This window comes from Mucilaginibacter glaciei, assembly GCF_014773245.1.
Classification (GTDB): Bacteria; Bacteroidota; Bacteroidia; order Sphingobacteriales; family Sphingobacteriaceae; genus Mucilaginibacter; species Mucilaginibacter glaciei.
On record NZ_JACWMX010000008.1, the window covers coordinates 67,175 to 82,564 of the forward strand.

Below are 15,390 nucleotides of genomic sequence, written 5' to 3' on the forward strand. Positions count from 1 at the left end.
GATTTAATCGGGTTTGCTCACCTGTTCGTCTTTTTGAACCAGCTCTTCGCGTTTAAAGTTACGGATAATCAGCCTGCTGCCACCGTTATAGCTGATATAACTTGATACCCAGTTAATAAATACGATAACCCTGTTGCGACCGCCCATTAATGATATCAAGTGTACAAACATCCATATCAGCCAGGCAAAAAAGCCCTGAGTTTTAAACTTACCAATATCGGCAATGGCCTTATTGCGGCCAATGGTTGCTAACGAGCCCTTATCATTATACTTAAATGGTAAGGGTTGCTCTGCACGAAGCATCCGCACAATATTTTTACCCGTGGTTTCGCCCATCTGGATAGCTACCTGCGCAACACCCGGGTGTCCCTTTGGTGTTTCGTCTGTAATCATCGCAGCCACATCGCCAATAGCAAATATGTTTTCGGTGCCTATCATGCGGCAAATGGTATCCACCTTGATGCGGTTTCCGCGCTCAATGGCGTCTTTTGATACTCCCTCCGGCACAACACCCTGTACCCCTGCAGACCAGATCACGTTTTTGGTTTTGATACTTTTACCGCCCTCGAATTTGATCTCGTTGCCGTCATAGCTTTCCACCTTAACATTCAGCAACAGCTCGACTCCCATTTTATGCAAAAAATCGTCTGCGGCTTTAGATCCCTCGTCAGAAAACGGTCCCAAAACTTTCGGAAGGAAATCGACCAGGTAAACCTTCATTTCATCTTTAGACAGTTCGGCGTAATCCTTGTTCAACACGTGATTGCGCAGCTCGGCCAAGGCGCCTGCAAGCTCTACACCGGTAGGCCCTGCACCAACCAGTACAAATGATAAATAGGCTGCGCGTTCTTCCTTAGACGGCCTTAAAATAGCCTCTTCCAGGTTCTGTAATACCATGTACCGAAGGTTTAAAGCTTCCGGAATAGATTTCATTGGCATAGCGTAGTGCTCTATCTCTTTATTGCCAAAGAAATTGGTAGTTGAGCCCGTTGCGATAACCAGATAATCGTATTTGATGGGGCCAATGGTAGTTTCGACCGTATTGTTTTCCCTGTCTATCCGGGAAACTTCGGTATGGCGGAAACGTAAGTTCTTTTGTCCCTCAAAGTTTTTCCGGAGCGAGAATGCGATTGATTCTGACTCTAAACTACCGGTAGCTACTTGGTAAAGTAACGGCTGGAATGTGTGGTAGTTATGCTTGTCGATCAGGATAACTTCTACAGGCTTATCGGCCAGTTGTTTAGCCACCTGTATACCGCCGAAGCCGCCGCCTATGATCACTACTGTTGGAAATTTAGAACTATCTGTATTGCTCATTTGAGTACATTTTGGGTATTGAAACTTATGCGTTTGCATAGTAAACAAAAAAGGCTCCAAATGTTCTTTGGAGCCTTTTAAAATATATGAGATGGATTATTATCTCAGGTCTTTTTTTCCAAAGTCGATGATAACGGGTGTAGCCACGCAGATTGACGAGTACGTACCGAAGATAACGCCGATCAATAATGCGAATGAGAACCCACGGATCACATCACCACCGAATGCGAACAAGATCACCAAAATCATAATAACCGTTAAAGCAGTAATAATGGTACGGCTTAAAGTATTATTGATGGCATGGTTAATAACCTCTTTAGGGTCGTCAGTTTTGGAATGGTGCAGTTCCAGGAATTCACGGATCCGGTCAAATACAACTACGGTATCATTGATGGAGTAACCGATAACGGTAAGCAACGCAGCGATAAAGGCCTGGTCGATATCTAACGAAAACGGAAGTATATCCTTAAACAGTGAGAAGAACGATAATACTAACAGCGAATCATGCGCGGTAGCGATCATTGCGCCCAGGCTGAACTGCCATTTGCGGAAACGGATCAGTATGTAAGCCGAAATCACTAAAATAGCGATGATAATGGTCCACTTTGCAGAGGCTTTAACCTCGTTTGCAATGGTAGCCTCTACCTTTTGATGACTCAAGATCTGGCTCGCATTAATTTTAGTAGCTGGTGTTGATGATAACGCCTGCAACAATGCTGCCTGTACCTTATCGTCAGCATCGGCTTTGTTATCGTCTATTAAATAGTTGGTGTTAATACTGATCTTATCCGCGCCAAAAGTTTTCACTTCAGTACCGCGGCCTAAAGTAGCATCAACAGCATTGTGCACCTGCTCTGTAGTAACCTTGCCGTTAAACTTAATGATGTAAGTGTGGCCGCCACCAAAGTCAACACCGTAGTTAAAACCGCGTGTTACCATTGATATTAAACCGGCGATGATGAAAACACCAGAGAAGGCATAGAATTTAAAACGGTTTTTAACAAAGCCGTAGTTTGCGTTCTTGAAAGTATGTGAACTCCATGGACGTGAGAATTTGATATCCCAGCCTTTTTCTAACATAAATTCAAAGATCAACCTCGAGATCAGTAATGAACAGAACAAAGTAGTAACGATACCGATCATTAGCGTGGTTGCGAAACCCTGGATTGGGCCCGATCCGAACAAGAACAAGATAACACCTGTTAAAAAAGTACTGATGTTGGCATCTAAGATAGATGGTAGGGCATGTTTAAAACCATCGGCAATGGCAATCCGGATTGATTTGCCTAAAGCCAGCTCTTCACGCACGCGCTCATAAACCAATACGTTCGCATCGACCGCTACACCTAATATCAGGATGATACCTGCTATACCCGGTAAGGTTAATACGGCACGTAAGCTGATGAGGATACCCATCAAAAAGAATACGTTTACTAATACCGCAACAACGGCTACGGTGCCTGCACGGTTGTAGTAAGCGATCATAAAGATCAAAATCACTACTAAACCTAATACACATGACAGTAAACCTGCGCTGATTGCTTCCTGGCCTAATGACGGGCCAACAACATCCTCGCCAATGATACGGGCGGGAGCTGGTAAGCGGCCTGCTTTTAACACGTTGGCTAAATCCTTAGTATCCTCTAAAGTGAAGTTACCGCCAGATATGGAAGATACACCACCAGAAATTTCGTTCTGTACGTTTGGTGCCGAGTAAACGTTATCATCTAACACAATAGCAATTGCTCTTTTTTGTGCACCTGCAGAAGCTTCGGCAGTAACGGTTTTCCATTTCTGCGCGCCTTGCGAGTTCATGTACATGGTAACTTCGTAACCGCCCTTTGTCTGGTCGATATCGTTACGGGCATCATTGATCACATCACCTGTCAATACCGGTCCGTTTTCTGCACCCGATAATTTGATGGCGTATAATTCAAAAACCTTAGTTTTTTCGATCGGCTTAACGCCCCAAAGTAATTTAAGGTTTTGTGGCAATACTGCTTTAACATCAGCGCTGCGCAAATAAGCGTTAACCTTGGCGGTATCCTTTACAGCCGAGTAACCTACAATAGGGCCCGGGTTTAATTGCTGCTGACCGTTTGCATCTTGATAAGTAACTAAAGACATTACCGAGAATAGCGGGTTTTGCGAAGCCAACTGGCTTTTGTTTAAGCCAGATGAATCTTTACCGGTAGTGGTTTTTAATTTGGCAAGTAATGAATTAGCAGAATCTTTTACCGAGGTAGCAGTTTTACCTGCGGTTACAGCAGCCCTAGTGGTATCTTTAGGCGCAGCAGCTTTGTTTTTAGCGGCTAAAATGCCGTTAACATTTACAAAAAGCTGGTAAACCTCGCTGTTATCATAAGTTTGATAGAACTCTAACTTAGCGGATCCGGATAATAACTTGCGTACACGCTCCGGCTCTTTAACACCCGGTAACTCAATTAAAATACGGTTGGTGCTTTTTTGCAGTTGGATGTTTGGCTGCGTTACGCCAAACTGATCGATACGGGTATGCAATACCGTGTATGATTGTTGAACGGCAACATCTGCCTGATCCTTCAGGTATTTTTCAACATCACTGTTTGATGAGTTGAACTTTAGTTTTTCCTGGTTATTGCTGTTAGCAAATATCGATGCCAGTTTAGCGTTAGGTGCCAGTTTTTCATACTCATCAACAAAAAGGGTAATGTAATCCTTTTGCTCGGTAACGCTTCTCTTTTGCGCGTTGGCCAATGCCTGGTTGAAAACAACATCAGGGTTGTTATTGGCTAACGACTGTACCAACTCACGTAACGAAATTTGCATCGTAACGTTCATACCGCCTTTTAAGTCTAACCCAAGGGCGAGCTCTCTTTCTAAACAATACTGGTAGGTATGGTTAAAAAGCGGATATACCGGTTGAGTTGACATCGAATCCAAATAAGCCTTTTCCTTATCGGTATTGCCCTTTGAATACACTTTGGCATCATTCTCAACCTTATGGGCCACCCATGTAAAAGAAAGCTGGTATAAGCATACTACAGCCAGCAGAATGGCGAAAAATTTAATAACCCCTTTTCCTTGCATCGCGAATTAAAATATGTAATTAATTAGTTTATAAGCTTTTTAAATAAGACGGCAAATCTAATAAAATTTCAGTAGCATGAAATTTTTAATTGAAACAAAATAAATAGGGTTTTGTTAAGCGCGGTTTAGTGTGATAAACGAATAAGGGAGCGGGTTTTTCTCGTCCGGCTCAAAATCTTCGCGGCTTACTTCCGTCCATTGCAGATAGTCAATCTCCGGAAAAAAGGTATCGGCATCAAAATCTTTATGGATGATGGTTAGGTAGATTCTGTCGGTTTTAGCCATAGCTTGCCGGTAGATCTCGGCCCCGCCGACAATAAATACTTCTTCGTCATGCGCGCATAGCGATAAGCCCTCGTCAATAGATTTTACCACCTCGCATCCGGGGATTTGGATCTCCTGCCGGGTAACCACAATATTGCGGCGGTTAGGCAACGGTTTACCAACTGACTCATAGGTTTTGCGGCCCATGATGATGGTGCCGCCCGATGTTACCTGTTTAAAATGTTTAAGGTCGTTAGGCATGTGCCAAAGCAACTGGTTGTTTTTACCAATGGCGTGGTTTTGGGCAATGGCTACTATTATGGATATGGTCATTACTGGATTTATAGATTGCCGTTTTTTTTAGATTTAGCCTCGATCCAATTTTTGATCTCATCGAATCTAAATACCCCAGTGCTAGCGTTAATTACCAACTCATATTTTTCATCTTCGCTGGCCGCTAAAACCAAGCCCCCATGGCGTAGTACAACCTCCATAAGTGCATAAGCAATTCTTTTATTGCCATCCATGAAAGGATGATTAATAATTAAACTTTCAAATACGGCGGTAGCTTTTTCTGCAATGGTAGAATAGAGATCTATGCCATCGAAGGTGGCAAAAGGACGGTTTAAGGCAGATTCTAACAAACTATTGTCGCGTACCCCTTTACTACCTCCAAATTCATCAATTAACCTGCTGTGGATACGAACAACAGATTGCAAACCTATCATTGTGCTAATCTTTGAAGTAGACCCCGGTTTTCTGAGATAATAGCATCCATGTATTTATCTAATGTTTTATCATCGATGCTATTCTTGCCCTGTTTTTTATTGATCAGATCCCACACTTCTTTCAGATCGCTTTCCGGCATTTGGTTAATAGCCTTTTGTATTTCTTCTTTTAATTCAGCAGTGCTCATAATTTCAAATTTACAAAATTTATTAAACCGCAACAACTCCCTTAATGTGTGGATGCGGCTCGTAATTCTCCAGCGTAAAATCTTCAAACTTAAAACTGAAGATGTCTTTCACCGCAGGATTGATCTTCATCGTCGGTAGTGGCTTCGGCTCGCGGCTTAACTGTAGTTTGGTTTGCTCGATATGGTTGTTGTACAAATGTGCATCGCCAAAGGTGTGAATGAAGTCGCCGTAATCCAGGTCGCACACCTGCGCCATCATCATGGTAAGTAAAGCGTATGATGCAATGTTGAATGGTACGCCCAAAAATATATCGGCACTGCGCTGGTAAAGTTGGCAGGACAGCTTGCCCCGTATTTCGCCTTTTGCGGTATCTGCCGGCTGCACATAAAACTGGAACAGGCTATGGCAGGGGGGGAGCGCCATCTGGTTAACATCGGCTACGTTCCAGGCCGATACCATGATGCGGCGCGAATCCGGATTGTTCTTGAGTTGGTTTACCACTTGGGTGATCTGGTCGATGTGCCCGCCATCGGGCATTGGCCATGACCGCCATTGGTAGCCGTACACCGGGCCCAGGTTGCCGTTCTCGTCGGCCCAGTCGTCCCAAATGCGTACGCCATTATCTTTTAAATATTGGATATTAGTATCGCCGCTCAAAAACCAGATCAACTCGTGGATGATAGATTTTAAGTGCAGCTTTTTGGTGGTCACCATCGGGAACCCATCCTGCAGGTTAAAACGCATTTGGTAGCCAAACACGCTGATGGTACCGGTGCCGGTACGGTCATGCTTTTGCGCGCCGTTGTCAAGCACGTGCTGCATCAGGTCGAGGTATTGTTTCATGTGAGTTATTAAAAGTTTTAAAAGTTAGAGAGGTTATAAAAGTTAGAAAGCACTAATCATGACTTTTCTTAATTAACCTGTTGTTTGAGTCAATCATGTTTTTAAATAAGCTATGTAACCATTAAGCAGCCTAAAACAATTCTCGTAACTTAACCTAAATTCATTCAATTTATCCTGGGTGATTATATTTTCGTCGTGGGCGCAAATCAAATGATCCAGCGTTTCATTTAAAGAGCCACGCGCATTTCTGCAAAACTTTATATTGTCACCGTAATGATATCTGCCATGTCCCTCAGCAATGTTCGCCGTAACTGATCTTGAGCATCTTTTAAGTTGGTCAACCAATCGAAATTTTTCATCAGAAGGGAATTGTTTTAAGAGGTCGTTAATGCTTATTCGATAATCCCGGCACTGTTTCCAAACTTCAAGATCTTCAAAACTTTTCATCTGCCGGTTAACGCTTTTAACTTTTCCAACCCTTACAACTCCTCTAACCCTTACAACTACTTCCAAACACAAAGAAAAATAATCTAATTTTGGTATCCTACTGATGTGTATAAATACATACGGTGTTAATCAAAATCAAAATGATCGTATTCCCTAACGCTAAAATAAATATCGGACTAAATATCACTGCGCGCCGCCCGGATGGTTACCATGATTTGGAGACTGTTTTTTACCCGCTAAAAATTAATGACGTGCTGGAAGTGATAGAAGCGAACGAGCTGAGTTTTGAATCGACCGGCCTCGAGATCCCGGGCGACATGGACGACAACCTTTGCGTGGAAGGATACCACCTGCTGAAAAAGGATTTCCCCAAATTACCGCCGGTAAAAATTCACCTGCACAAAAATATCCCGATAGGTGCGGGGTTGGGGGGAGGCTCATCCGACGCGGCATTTTTTATCAAATTGATGAACGATAAATTTAGCCTTGAGTTATCGTCAGATGCAATGATGGAATATGCTCGCAAACTGGGTGCCGACTGCGCGTTCTTTATTGAGAACAAACCGGTGTTCGCATTTGAGAAGGGGGATGAGTTTGAAGAAGTGAAATTAGACCTCTCCGGCTATCATATTGCTTTGGTAATGCCTGATGAGCACGTATCGACCGCAGAGGCGTACAGAGGAGTAAAACCAGCCCCGGTTTCTGAAACTTTATACGACCTCATAAAAACGCCCATAGCTAATTGGAAACGCACTATTAAGAATGACTTTGAGGGCCATATCTTCCGTGACAGACCTGCTATACGTGGCGTAAAAGCAGAACTATATGAACATGGTGCGCTGTATGCCAGTATGAGCGGGTCTGGCGCATCGGTTTTTGGCATTTTTGAGGCCGAGCCGGATCTGAAGAACATGGAAGAAAACTACCAGGTTTTTTATAACGTCTAAAACAACAGACCTCTTTCACTAATTTTCACTACTCACTACTCACTACTCACTACTCACTACTCACTACTCACTACTCAGCTGATGTAATCCCGGTCTTCGTCACTTAGTGTTTTGGGATCTTCCTTCCCGTAGATGTCTTCATGATGTTTGGCGATATCGTATTTCTTGTTTTTTGGCCTGCCTACCAGCACACCCAGTACAAATGCAGACACGGCGATAGCTGTCATTACCGGCACTTTTGATAAATAGGTGGTGGTAAATAAAATGGTGAATTTCACCTCGTCGGTGTTTTGCATGATCACAATTGTGAGTAGCACAACGATCACCAGGGCAACGATATTTTTAAAGCTCATGAATTTCTTGTGGTTACAGTTTTTACAAGATGCGGATTTTTAATCTCTTTTAAAAATCAGGTTTGCCTCAACGCCGGCAGATGACAATAATTACGATTTCAAAAATAGGTGGGAGGCTGGGATTAGTCTGTCAAAACCTCCACATAGTTTTTCAAGGGGGTATTTGATTTTAAACTTCAGCGCGATCAAAGTCCATCCAGGTCGAAGGTGTATTTCCTTATTGCATTCTGGCACGGTTATAGTATTTTGTAATTAGTCAATGATTGAATTTTAAGCGATGATTTTCCGTTAAGAAGTTGAATCTGTATACGATTTCTCCTCTTCCCCTGATTTTTATAAATTCTCATATTTTAGTTTCGGTACACTTTGTACATCACATATCTCTGAAATCACAGTAGGTATATCTATCTTAATTAACTCATTGTAATATACTGACTTTTAATCATCTAAGCAAAAATTTTATAAGTTCATGAAGTCAATGCTAATATATTTAGTAATTTAATCTTTTCAAAATCGATTTTGTATAATTTATAATATTAGGTAAACTATATAAATATCTGATTTTCATAATAATATTTTAATTATTTAAACCGTGATATTTTCTTATTTTTTTGATTTATACTGAGTTTTTTCCGTTAAGATAGAGTAACGGCCAATCGAGGTGTAAATACACTATCTGAATCTTGGATTTGGCACCTGCTGATACTTAAAGTAATTGTTGAGGACAAGGGCTCACCCGAAAATATAATTGCTTACAGACGCTTAAAAGATGCTGTTTTGTGAGGCATACTTTGCCCCTACCCTGATAGAATCTTGGAGGAATAATTGAACGATCATGAAAAAACAGAATAATTAAACCTTTGTGCGGCGGCGCACCACCTGCTTTTGCACAAGCGGAAATAGAAAGATAGTGGAGAGAATGATGAGCGCCCCGGCCCAGAAACCGGCTGTCATTTTATTCATATCGCCGAAGAAAATAAACGCCATAATAATACCGTAAACCGGTTCAAGATTGGTGATCAGCGCTACCTTAAATGCAGACAGCTGTCGCATTACAGATACCCCGGCAACGTACGCAACCGATGTGCAGAGTGTTCCCAACACCAGTAGATAGGAAATGTCGGCGTGGTTAGGTACCTGGTCTTTACTAAAGCCATGTGTGGCTATAAGATATAAAGTGATCCAAACCAATGCGCCCGATAGCTCATAAAACGCGATAACCGGGGGAGTGATTTTTTGTACAAAACGTGCATTAATGATTGAAAAAAGGCTGGCAAGTACTGCGCTCGCAAGACCTGCAATAATACCCTTAGTGTATTGCGTTTCAAATTTGAAGATCAATGTAATGCCCGTAACTATTAAAATTCCGGCAATGATTTCCATTTTTGAAATGGATTTTTTGTTGATTAGGGGCTCCAGAATTGCTGTGAAAAGCGTGATAGAAGAGAGGCATACGAGAGTGACCGGAACGGTAGAAAGTTTGATGGAAGCGAAAAAAAGGATCCAGTGCCCGCCTACTAATGCCCCTGTTAAGGCCATTTTAAGGTAAGTTTTTGGTTCTATTTTTCTCTCATTTTTACTGAATATCACGTAAAAAAACAGGGAAATTACTGCAATTAGCACACGATACCATACCAGATTTACTGCAGAAATTGTAATCAACTGACCCAAAATCCCGGTGAAACCCCAAACAAAAACAGTTATATGAAGGATGATAAGGTTCTTGGTAAGGCCGGTATTTTCGGGTGTTTGGGTCATTATTTTGGAGCGCGAATGAGTAAAATATAACCCAATAAACCGAAGATAATGTTAGGTATAAACACAGCGATTAGCGGCGGGAAGCCCCCCTTTATGGCAAAAACCAGTGCGAATTTATTGACTACGATATAGGTAAAACAGATGAAAATCCCTATCCCCAGGGGTAAACCAACCCCCCCGCGAACCTTGCGCGACGAGATAGCAACCCCTATACAGCAGAGTACAAATGACGATAAAGGCTCTACAAAACGCCGGTATTTTTCGAATTGCATATCAACTATTACCCCCGTGCTTCGGATCTTTTCTTTCTCTATTCCCTCGTTTAAAAGGCGCAATGACATGGCGCCATATATGTTACTTGCAACGTTATCGTGGGCTTCAAAATCAACCGGGCGCATATCTAAAACGGTGTCAATCAAAGGGCCGCTGGTGATAAATTTTTCCTTTAACCCGTTCACATATCTGATAGAAGGACTAATGATTTTCCACCTGTTTTTAACGGTATCGTAAGCAATACTGGGGGCGGTCAGGCGCTCTTTTAACTCGTCGCCATCGTATTTTTCCATCATAAACTGGTAGCCCGTTTTTGCTTCTGTGTTGAAAGATTGCATAAAAACGTAGGTGTTTTTGTCAAGTTGGATGTGTACTTCGTTCTTTGAGGGGTCGTCGCTATTGAAAAAATGCTTACCCTCAAAGCTAACTTTTAGCTTATTTGTATAGGGTAAAAGGTACAAATTGGCAAATAACGACACGATAAATATGAGCGTTGCTGATAGCGCATAAGGCCTTAAATAACGGTAAAAGCTGGCGCGGCTGGTTAGTATAGGTACGATCTCGGTTTGGTTGGCCATTTTAGCAGTGAAGAAAATCACCGCTAAAAAGTTGATCAGCGGCGATAGCAGCATCATATAAAAGGGGACGAACCCGGCATAATAAACAAATACGATATCATGCAACGTACTTTCTTCACCCAAGAAATTATCCAGGTGTTCAGATATATCAAATACTACAGAGATCACCAGGAAGATACCGAGGGTGAACATAAACGTCCCCAAGTACTTTTTAATGATATACCGGTCAATAACCGTTAAAAATCTGTGGGTGAATTTCCTCATTATAGTCTGGTGCCCAGGCGCGTTACCATCTTGTTTTTCCAATCGTAAAACTCACCGGTAATTATCTTTTCGCGTGCTTCCTTAACCAGCCACAGGTAAAAATGGAGGTTGTGCAGCGTAGCAATTTGCGCGCCCAGCATCTCGCCGCTATGTATCAGGTGGCGTAAATAGGCCTTGGAATAGCACGTATCGGCAAAAAGGTCACTGTCGGCTTCAATAGGGCTAAAGTCGTTCTTCCACTTTTCGTTACGCATATTCATAATGCCGTTTTTGGTAAAAAGCATGCCATTACGGGCGTTACGGGTGGGCATCACGCAGTCAAACATATCAATACCTAAAGCAATGTTTTCCAAAATGTTAATAGGCGTACCTACGCCCATTAAGTAACGTGGTTTTTGCTCCGGTAATATATTGCACACAATTTCTGTCATTGCGTACATTTCTTCGGCAGGTTCACCTACCGATAAGCCGCCAATAGCATTCCCTTCACGCTCAAAAGAGGCAATAACTTCGGCCGAGCGCATTCGCAGATCTTTGTAAACAGAGCCTTGTACTATGGGGAAAAGCGTTTGGTTATACCCATACTTTGGCTCGGTAGTGTCAAATCGCTGGCAACACCGTTTAAGCCAGCGGTGTGTCATCTCTATAGAACGGCGGGCGTAATTATATTCGCAGGGGTAGGGGGTGCACTCATCAAAGGCCATAATGATATCGGCACCGATGGTACGCTGAATATCCATTACATTCTCGGGCGTAAACAAGTGTTTTGAGCCGTCCACATGGGAGCGGAAAGTAACGCCCTCCTCTTTAATTTTACGAACTTCACTTAGCGAGTATACCTGGTAACCGCCGCTATCTGTTAAGATAGGGCCGTCCCAGCCATTGAATTTATGCAGGCCGCCTGCCTGTTCAATGGTATCTAAACCGGGGCGAAGGTATAAATGGTAAGTGTTTCCCAGTATAATATCGGCTTTGATATCATCCTTCAGTTCGCGCTGGTGTACCGCTTTTACGGTACCTGCGGTGCCAACAGGCATAAAAATTGGCGTTTGTATAACCCCATGGTCTGTAACCAGTTCGCCTGCGCGGGCCTTTGAAAGGGGGTCTTGTGCTGTTAAAGTAAATTTCATTTAGTAGCGCAAAATTAGTGATTTAGGTTGAGAAAGGTTATAACGAATAGTCAATGATAAAGCCGCAATACCAGCTTAACTTTTATGGAATACGGTAATTATATATTAAAGGGAATTAAGCACCTGTTTTAAGCTTAATAACCTTTACAACTTCTATAACATTTCTACCATATTATCAACCTTTTTTAACAAATTTGCACCTTATATTATAGGGGCATTGGAAGTTTATATCAAAGACGCGTTATTTGTTTTATTACAGCTTTGTTTCATCGTTCAGCTGTATTATTTATTGAGTAACCACAGTAAACTGGCCGGCTACAAACCGGGTGAAACGCTACCCGGGCCGTCTGTACCTATATCCGTCATCATCAGTGCCCGCAACGAGGCGCGCAACCTTACCGCAAACCTACCTTATATATTACAGCAAAATTACCCGGATTATGAGGTAGTGGTGATCAATGATTGCTCGACAGATGGCTCGGCAGAGGTTTTACTGGAGATCCAGGAAGAATTTAAACACCTTAAAGTTGTTACCATTACCGAGCACGCCCGCTACAAAACAGGTAAAAAGTTTGCCCTTACCTTGGGGATCAAGGCTGCCAAACACGAGCATCTTTTATTCACCGATGCCGATTGTAAACCTGCAACTTTAAACTGGGTAACCCGGATGGCCGCAAATTTTACGGGTGCCACCCAGATAGTTTTGGGGTACTCGCCCTATACTAAAACCGGTAATTTTTTAAATCCTTTTATCAGGTTCGAGACGCTTAAAACAGGCATTAATTATCTTTCATTTGCCCTTAGCGGCGACCCATATATGGGTATTGGCCGTAACCTGGCCTATACCAAATCGCTGTTTTTTGGGGTAAAAGGCTTTGCCGCACATATGCACGTAATGGGCGGCGATGACGACCTTTTTGTGAACCAGAATGGAACCCGTGATAATACGGCCATAGAGATACACCCCGATACCTTTACCTATACTGATGCCAAAACAACCCTAAGTGGCTGGTACAGGCAAAAAAAGCGCCACATGGGGGTGGGGAAACTGTACAAAAACAACCACAGGCGCATGCTGAGTTTTGATGCGGTGAGCGGCTTTTTGTTTTATATTCTATTTATTTTGTGCCTTGTATTTAAGTTTGAACCGCTTTGGGCAGTCGGTTTAGTAGTTTTTAGGCTGATTTTACAAATTTTCATCTATTGTAAAGTATTTAAAAAATTGGATTGTAACGACTTGGTATGGTACTTGCCCTTTTTTGATATCATGTATTACACATACTTAAATGTGTTTGGATTGATTGGTACATTTATAAAAACCACCCGATGGAAGTAAACGCCAATTTTACCGAGAACGCCCGGAACGATTTTCACTTGGTGGTAAAGGCAAGGCAGGGTAACCAAAAGGCTTATGCCGATCTGATGCACCGCTATAAAGATTCGATATACTTTATGGTGCTAAAGATGGTGAACAATAAAGAAGATGCTAATGACCTTACGGTAGAAACCTTCGCCAAAGCTTTTGAAAAGTTAGATAAATACCAGCCCGAGTATGCCTTTAGTACCTGGCTTTTTAGGGTGGCCACCAATAACTGTATCGATTTTATTCGTAAGAAAAAACTGAATACTCAATCGATACATGGCATGATGGATGAGGATGGCGACGAAAAGCCATTGCAGATCAAATCTGACGGGTTGAATCCGGAAGAAACATCCATCAAAAAACAACAAACCGAAGAGCTAAAATTATTGATAGAAAGCCTGCCTATACGGTACCGTAATTTGATCACGCTGAGGTATTTCGACGAGCTATCATACGAAGAGATTGCTCAGCAGCTTGATTTGCCGTTGGGTACGGTTAAGGCTCAGCTATTTAGGGCACGATACCTTTTAGGTAACATTATTACCAGACATAATAAGGATGACATCTGATTTGCTCCTCAAATACTTCCCGGATATTACCCCACAGCAGCAGGAGCAATTTGCCCGCCTCCAGGAATTGTACACGTTTTGGAACAGCCAGATCAACGTGATCTCGCGTAAGGATATCGACCTGCTGTACGAGCGCCATGTGCTGCATTCTTTAGGCATAGCAAAAGTGATGGGATTTGTACCCGGTTCAAACGTGCTTGACGTGGGTACCGGTGGAGGCTTCCCGGGTATACCGCTGGCGATATTATTCCCGGATACCAACTTTCACCTAGTTGATTCTATCGGCAAAAAAATTAAGGTAGTTAATGAGGTGGCCTCGGCTTTGGGCTTGCCAAATGTAAAGGGCACCCATGCCCGCGCCGAAGATATTAAAGAGAAATTTGATTTTGTGGTGTCGCGCGCGGTAACGCAGTTGAAGGATTTTTACCCTTGGGTAAAAGGTAAGTTCAGCAAGACGAGTAATAATAAATTACCTAACGGGATCTTGTATTTAAAAGGCGGGGACCTTACACAAGAAATTGCCGACGCGGGTTTAACCGTTCAGCAATATCATCTCAAAGACTACTTTGAGGAGGAGTTTTTTGAAACCAAGCAAGTTATCTACGTAAAGGGATAATTACTTTTACTATTATCGTGAATACCCAGAGATAACAATTTGATTTAAAAATGTGGGGTCTTTTTTAAGCTCGGCGGGTAGCGGTTCATTAAACGCTTTTCCGGCCAAATCAAAATCAACGCATAATTTGTAATCTCCTGTTTTTAAATTATGTTTTTCGTCCCGGAAAGATAACAGTGCGTTTGTAACAGCTTCATCGCAGCCATCTGCTACGCTACTAATAATTGTAACATTGGTAATACGCCCAGTTGGTGAAAACATAAAGCCGACAATTACCCTCCCTGTTGTATACTTAGCGCGGGCGGCATTAGGGTAACGTACAGTCCGGGCCACAAATTTAGCCAATTCATTAAAAGCCATCTGGTCGCTTTTGGTAAGGCTATCTGCGGTCAGATGGTTGTTTGTGTAATTATTATACCGATGGTTTGCATAAGTAGAGTAGCTGCAACCAATTAGTAATAAGCATAATAACGCTAATTTTAATATAAGGGAATTGGTTGATCTGCCGGATCTTTTAATTGGTTGCATTTTTGTTGATGTTATAGCTAAAAGTACAAACCTTTTTTTAACATTAGCAACCTTATACAAGAAATTGCCGACGCGGGTTTAACCGTTCAGCAATATCATCTCAAACACTACTTTGAGGAGGAGTTTTTTGAAATCAGGCAGGTTATCTACGTAA

Annotated in this window: 16 protein-coding genes; 4 read left to right on the forward strand and 12 right to left on the reverse strand. The window is 42.3% G+C overall.

Features of this window, described 5'->3' with window-relative positions:
• Nucleotides 1-3: 3 nt before the first annotated feature.
• From IDJ76_RS17495 to IDJ76_RS17525, 7 genes are all read right to left on the reverse strand, one after another.
• Nucleotides 4-1,317 carry an NAD(P)/FAD-dependent oxidoreductase gene (locus IDJ76_RS17495; RefSeq protein WP_191164993.1) on the reverse strand — a complete coding sequence of 438 codons (1,314 nt, stop codon included), beginning with the start codon at nt 1,315-1,317 and terminating at the stop codon, nt 4-6.
• A gap of 99 nt (nt 1,318-1,416) precedes the next feature.
• Nucleotides 1,417-4,386, reverse strand: a complete 2,970-nt coding sequence (gene secDF / locus IDJ76_RS17500; RefSeq protein WP_191164995.1) for a protein translocase subunit SecDF — start codon at nt 4,384-4,386, stop codon at nt 1,417-1,419.
• 114 nt (nt 4,387-4,500) lie between these two features.
• Nucleotides 4,501-4,983, reverse strand: coding sequence for a dihydrofolate reductase (locus IDJ76_RS17505; RefSeq protein ID WP_191164997.1), 483 nt, complete (start codon nt 4,981-4,983; stop codon nt 4,501-4,503).
• 8 nt (nt 4,984-4,991) lie between these two features.
• Nucleotides 4,992-5,378: a type II toxin-antitoxin system death-on-curing family toxin gene (locus IDJ76_RS17510; protein WP_191164999.1), complete on the reverse strand. Its 387-nt coding sequence runs from the start codon at nt 5,376-5,378 to the stop codon at nt 4,992-4,994.
• Nucleotides 5,375-5,566 carry a hypothetical protein gene (locus tag IDJ76_RS17515; protein ID WP_191165001.1) on the reverse strand — a complete coding sequence of 64 codons (192 nt, stop codon included), beginning with the start codon at nt 5,564-5,566 and terminating at the stop codon, nt 5,375-5,377. Before IDJ76_RS17515 ends, IDJ76_RS17510 begins: the two co-directional genes overlap by 4 nt.
• A 22-nt stretch (nt 5,567-5,588) precedes the next feature.
• Nucleotides 5,589-6,410 (reverse strand): thymidylate synthase, encoded by an 822-nt coding sequence (locus IDJ76_RS17520; RefSeq protein WP_191165003.1) that lies wholly within the window; start codon nt 6,408-6,410, stop codon nt 5,589-5,591.
• Between the two features lie 93 nt (nt 6,411-6,503).
• Nucleotides 6,504-6,923: a four helix bundle protein gene (locus IDJ76_RS17525; protein ID WP_224746391.1), complete on the reverse strand. Its 420-nt coding sequence runs from the start codon at nt 6,921-6,923 to the stop codon at nt 6,504-6,506.
• A gap of 56 nt (nt 6,924-6,979) precedes the next feature.
• On the opposite strand from IDJ76_RS17525, the gene ispE reads away from it, so the two are divergent.
• Nucleotides 6,980-7,804 (forward strand): 4-(cytidine 5'-diphospho)-2-C-methyl-D-erythritol kinase, encoded by an 825-nt coding sequence (gene ispE / locus IDJ76_RS17530; RefSeq protein ID WP_317173976.1) that lies wholly within the window; start codon nt 6,980-6,982, stop codon nt 7,802-7,804.
• Between the two features lie 74 nt (nt 7,805-7,878).
• Here the strand turns inward: ispE and IDJ76_RS17535 are convergent, their stop codons facing one another.
• From IDJ76_RS17535 to tgt, 4 genes are all read right to left on the reverse strand, one after another.
• A complete protein-coding gene (locus tag IDJ76_RS17535; protein ID WP_191165006.1) occupies nt 7,879-8,157 on the reverse strand; it encodes a hypothetical protein in 279 nt (92 codons plus the stop codon).
• Nucleotides 8,158-9,009: 852 nt separating this feature from the next.
• Nucleotides 9,010-9,915 (reverse strand): DMT family transporter, encoded by a 906-nt coding sequence (locus IDJ76_RS17540; RefSeq protein ID WP_191165008.1) that lies wholly within the window; start codon nt 9,913-9,915, stop codon nt 9,010-9,012.
• Entirely contained in the window at nt 9,915-11,030 is a 1,116-nt protein-coding gene (locus tag IDJ76_RS17545; protein ID WP_191165010.1) for an LptF/LptG family permease, read from the reverse strand. Before IDJ76_RS17545 ends, IDJ76_RS17540 begins: the two co-directional genes overlap by 1 nt.
• Nucleotides 11,030-12,160, reverse strand: coding sequence for a tRNA guanosine(34) transglycosylase Tgt (tgt, locus tag IDJ76_RS17550; protein WP_191165012.1), 1,131 nt, complete (start codon nt 12,158-12,160; stop codon nt 11,030-11,032). Before tgt ends, IDJ76_RS17545 begins: the two co-directional genes overlap by 1 nt.
• A gap of 289 nt (nt 12,161-12,449) precedes the next feature.
• Here tgt and IDJ76_RS17555 point away from each other — a divergent pair, with 289 nt between their 5' ends.
• From IDJ76_RS17555 to rsmG, 3 genes are read left to right on the forward strand one after another with little or no spacing between them, the layout of a single operon-like run.
• Entirely contained in the window at nt 12,450-13,496 is a 1,047-nt protein-coding gene (locus tag IDJ76_RS17555; RefSeq protein WP_224746392.1) for a glycosyltransferase, read from the forward strand.
• The gene (locus tag IDJ76_RS17560) at nt 13,487-14,092 is read left to right on the forward strand and encodes an RNA polymerase sigma factor (protein WP_191165016.1); all 606 of its coding nucleotides are present in this window, start codon (nt 13,487-13,489) and stop codon (nt 14,090-14,092) included. Before IDJ76_RS17555 ends, IDJ76_RS17560 begins: the two co-directional genes overlap by 10 nt.
• Nucleotides 14,082-14,708, forward strand: a complete 627-nt coding sequence (rsmG, locus tag IDJ76_RS17565) for a 16S rRNA (guanine(527)-N(7))-methyltransferase RsmG (protein ID WP_191165018.1) — start codon at nt 14,082-14,084, stop codon at nt 14,706-14,708. The genes IDJ76_RS17560 and rsmG overlap by 11 nt, the downstream gene beginning before the upstream one ends.
• Before the next feature lie 12 nt (nt 14,709-14,720).
• Here the strand turns inward: rsmG and IDJ76_RS17570 are convergent, their stop codons facing one another.
• Nucleotides 14,721-15,068, reverse strand: a complete 348-nt coding sequence (locus IDJ76_RS17570) for a TonB family protein (protein WP_191165020.1) — start codon at nt 15,066-15,068, stop codon at nt 14,721-14,723.
• Between the last annotated feature and the right edge of the window lie 322 nt (nt 15,069-15,390).

Excerpts from the sequence above, each read along its gene's own strand:
- IDJ76_RS17495 (WP_191164993.1), bottom strand. The coding sequence starts at position 1,317 with ATGAGCAATACAGATAGTTCTAAATTTCCAACAGTAGTGATCATAGGC.
- secDF (WP_191164995.1), bottom strand. The coding sequence starts at position 4,386 with ATGCAAGGAAAAGGGGTTATTAAATTTTTCGCCATTCTGCTGGCTGTA.
- IDJ76_RS17505 (WP_191164997.1), bottom strand. The coding sequence starts at position 4,983 with ATGACCATATCCATAATAGTAGCCATTGCCCAAAACCACGCCATTGGT.
- IDJ76_RS17510 (WP_191164999.1), bottom strand. The coding sequence starts at position 5,378 with ATGATAGGTTTGCAATCTGTTGTTCGTATCCACAGCAGGTTAATTGAT.
- IDJ76_RS17515 (WP_191165001.1), bottom strand. The coding sequence starts at position 5,566 with ATGAGCACTGCTGAATTAAAAGAAGAAATACAAAAGGCTATTAACCAA.
- IDJ76_RS17520 (WP_191165003.1), bottom strand. The coding sequence starts at position 6,410 with ATGAAACAATACCTCGACCTGATGCAGCACGTGCTTGACAACGGCGCG.
- IDJ76_RS17535 (WP_191165006.1), bottom strand. The coding sequence starts at position 8,157 with ATGAGCTTTAAAAATATCGTTGCCCTGGTGATCGTTGTGCTACTCACA.
- IDJ76_RS17540 (WP_191165008.1), bottom strand. The coding sequence starts at position 9,915 with ATGACCCAAACACCCGAAAATACCGGCCTTACCAAGAACCTTATCATC.
- IDJ76_RS17545 (WP_191165010.1), bottom strand. The coding sequence starts at position 11,030 with ATGAGGAAATTCACCCACAGATTTTTAACGGTTATTGACCGGTATATC.
- tgt (WP_191165012.1), bottom strand. The coding sequence starts at position 12,160 with ATGAAATTTACTTTAACAGCACAAGACCCCCTTTCAAAGGCCCGCGCA.
- IDJ76_RS17560 (WP_191165016.1), top strand. The coding sequence starts at position 13,487 with ATGGAAGTAAACGCCAATTTTACCGAGAACGCCCGGAACGATTTTCAC.
- rsmG (WP_191165018.1), top strand. The coding sequence starts at position 14,082 with ATGACATCTGATTTGCTCCTCAAATACTTCCCGGATATTACCCCACAG.
- IDJ76_RS17570 (WP_191165020.1), bottom strand. The coding sequence starts at position 15,068 with ATGGCTTTTAATGAATTGGCTAAATTTGTGGCCCGGACTGTACGTTAC.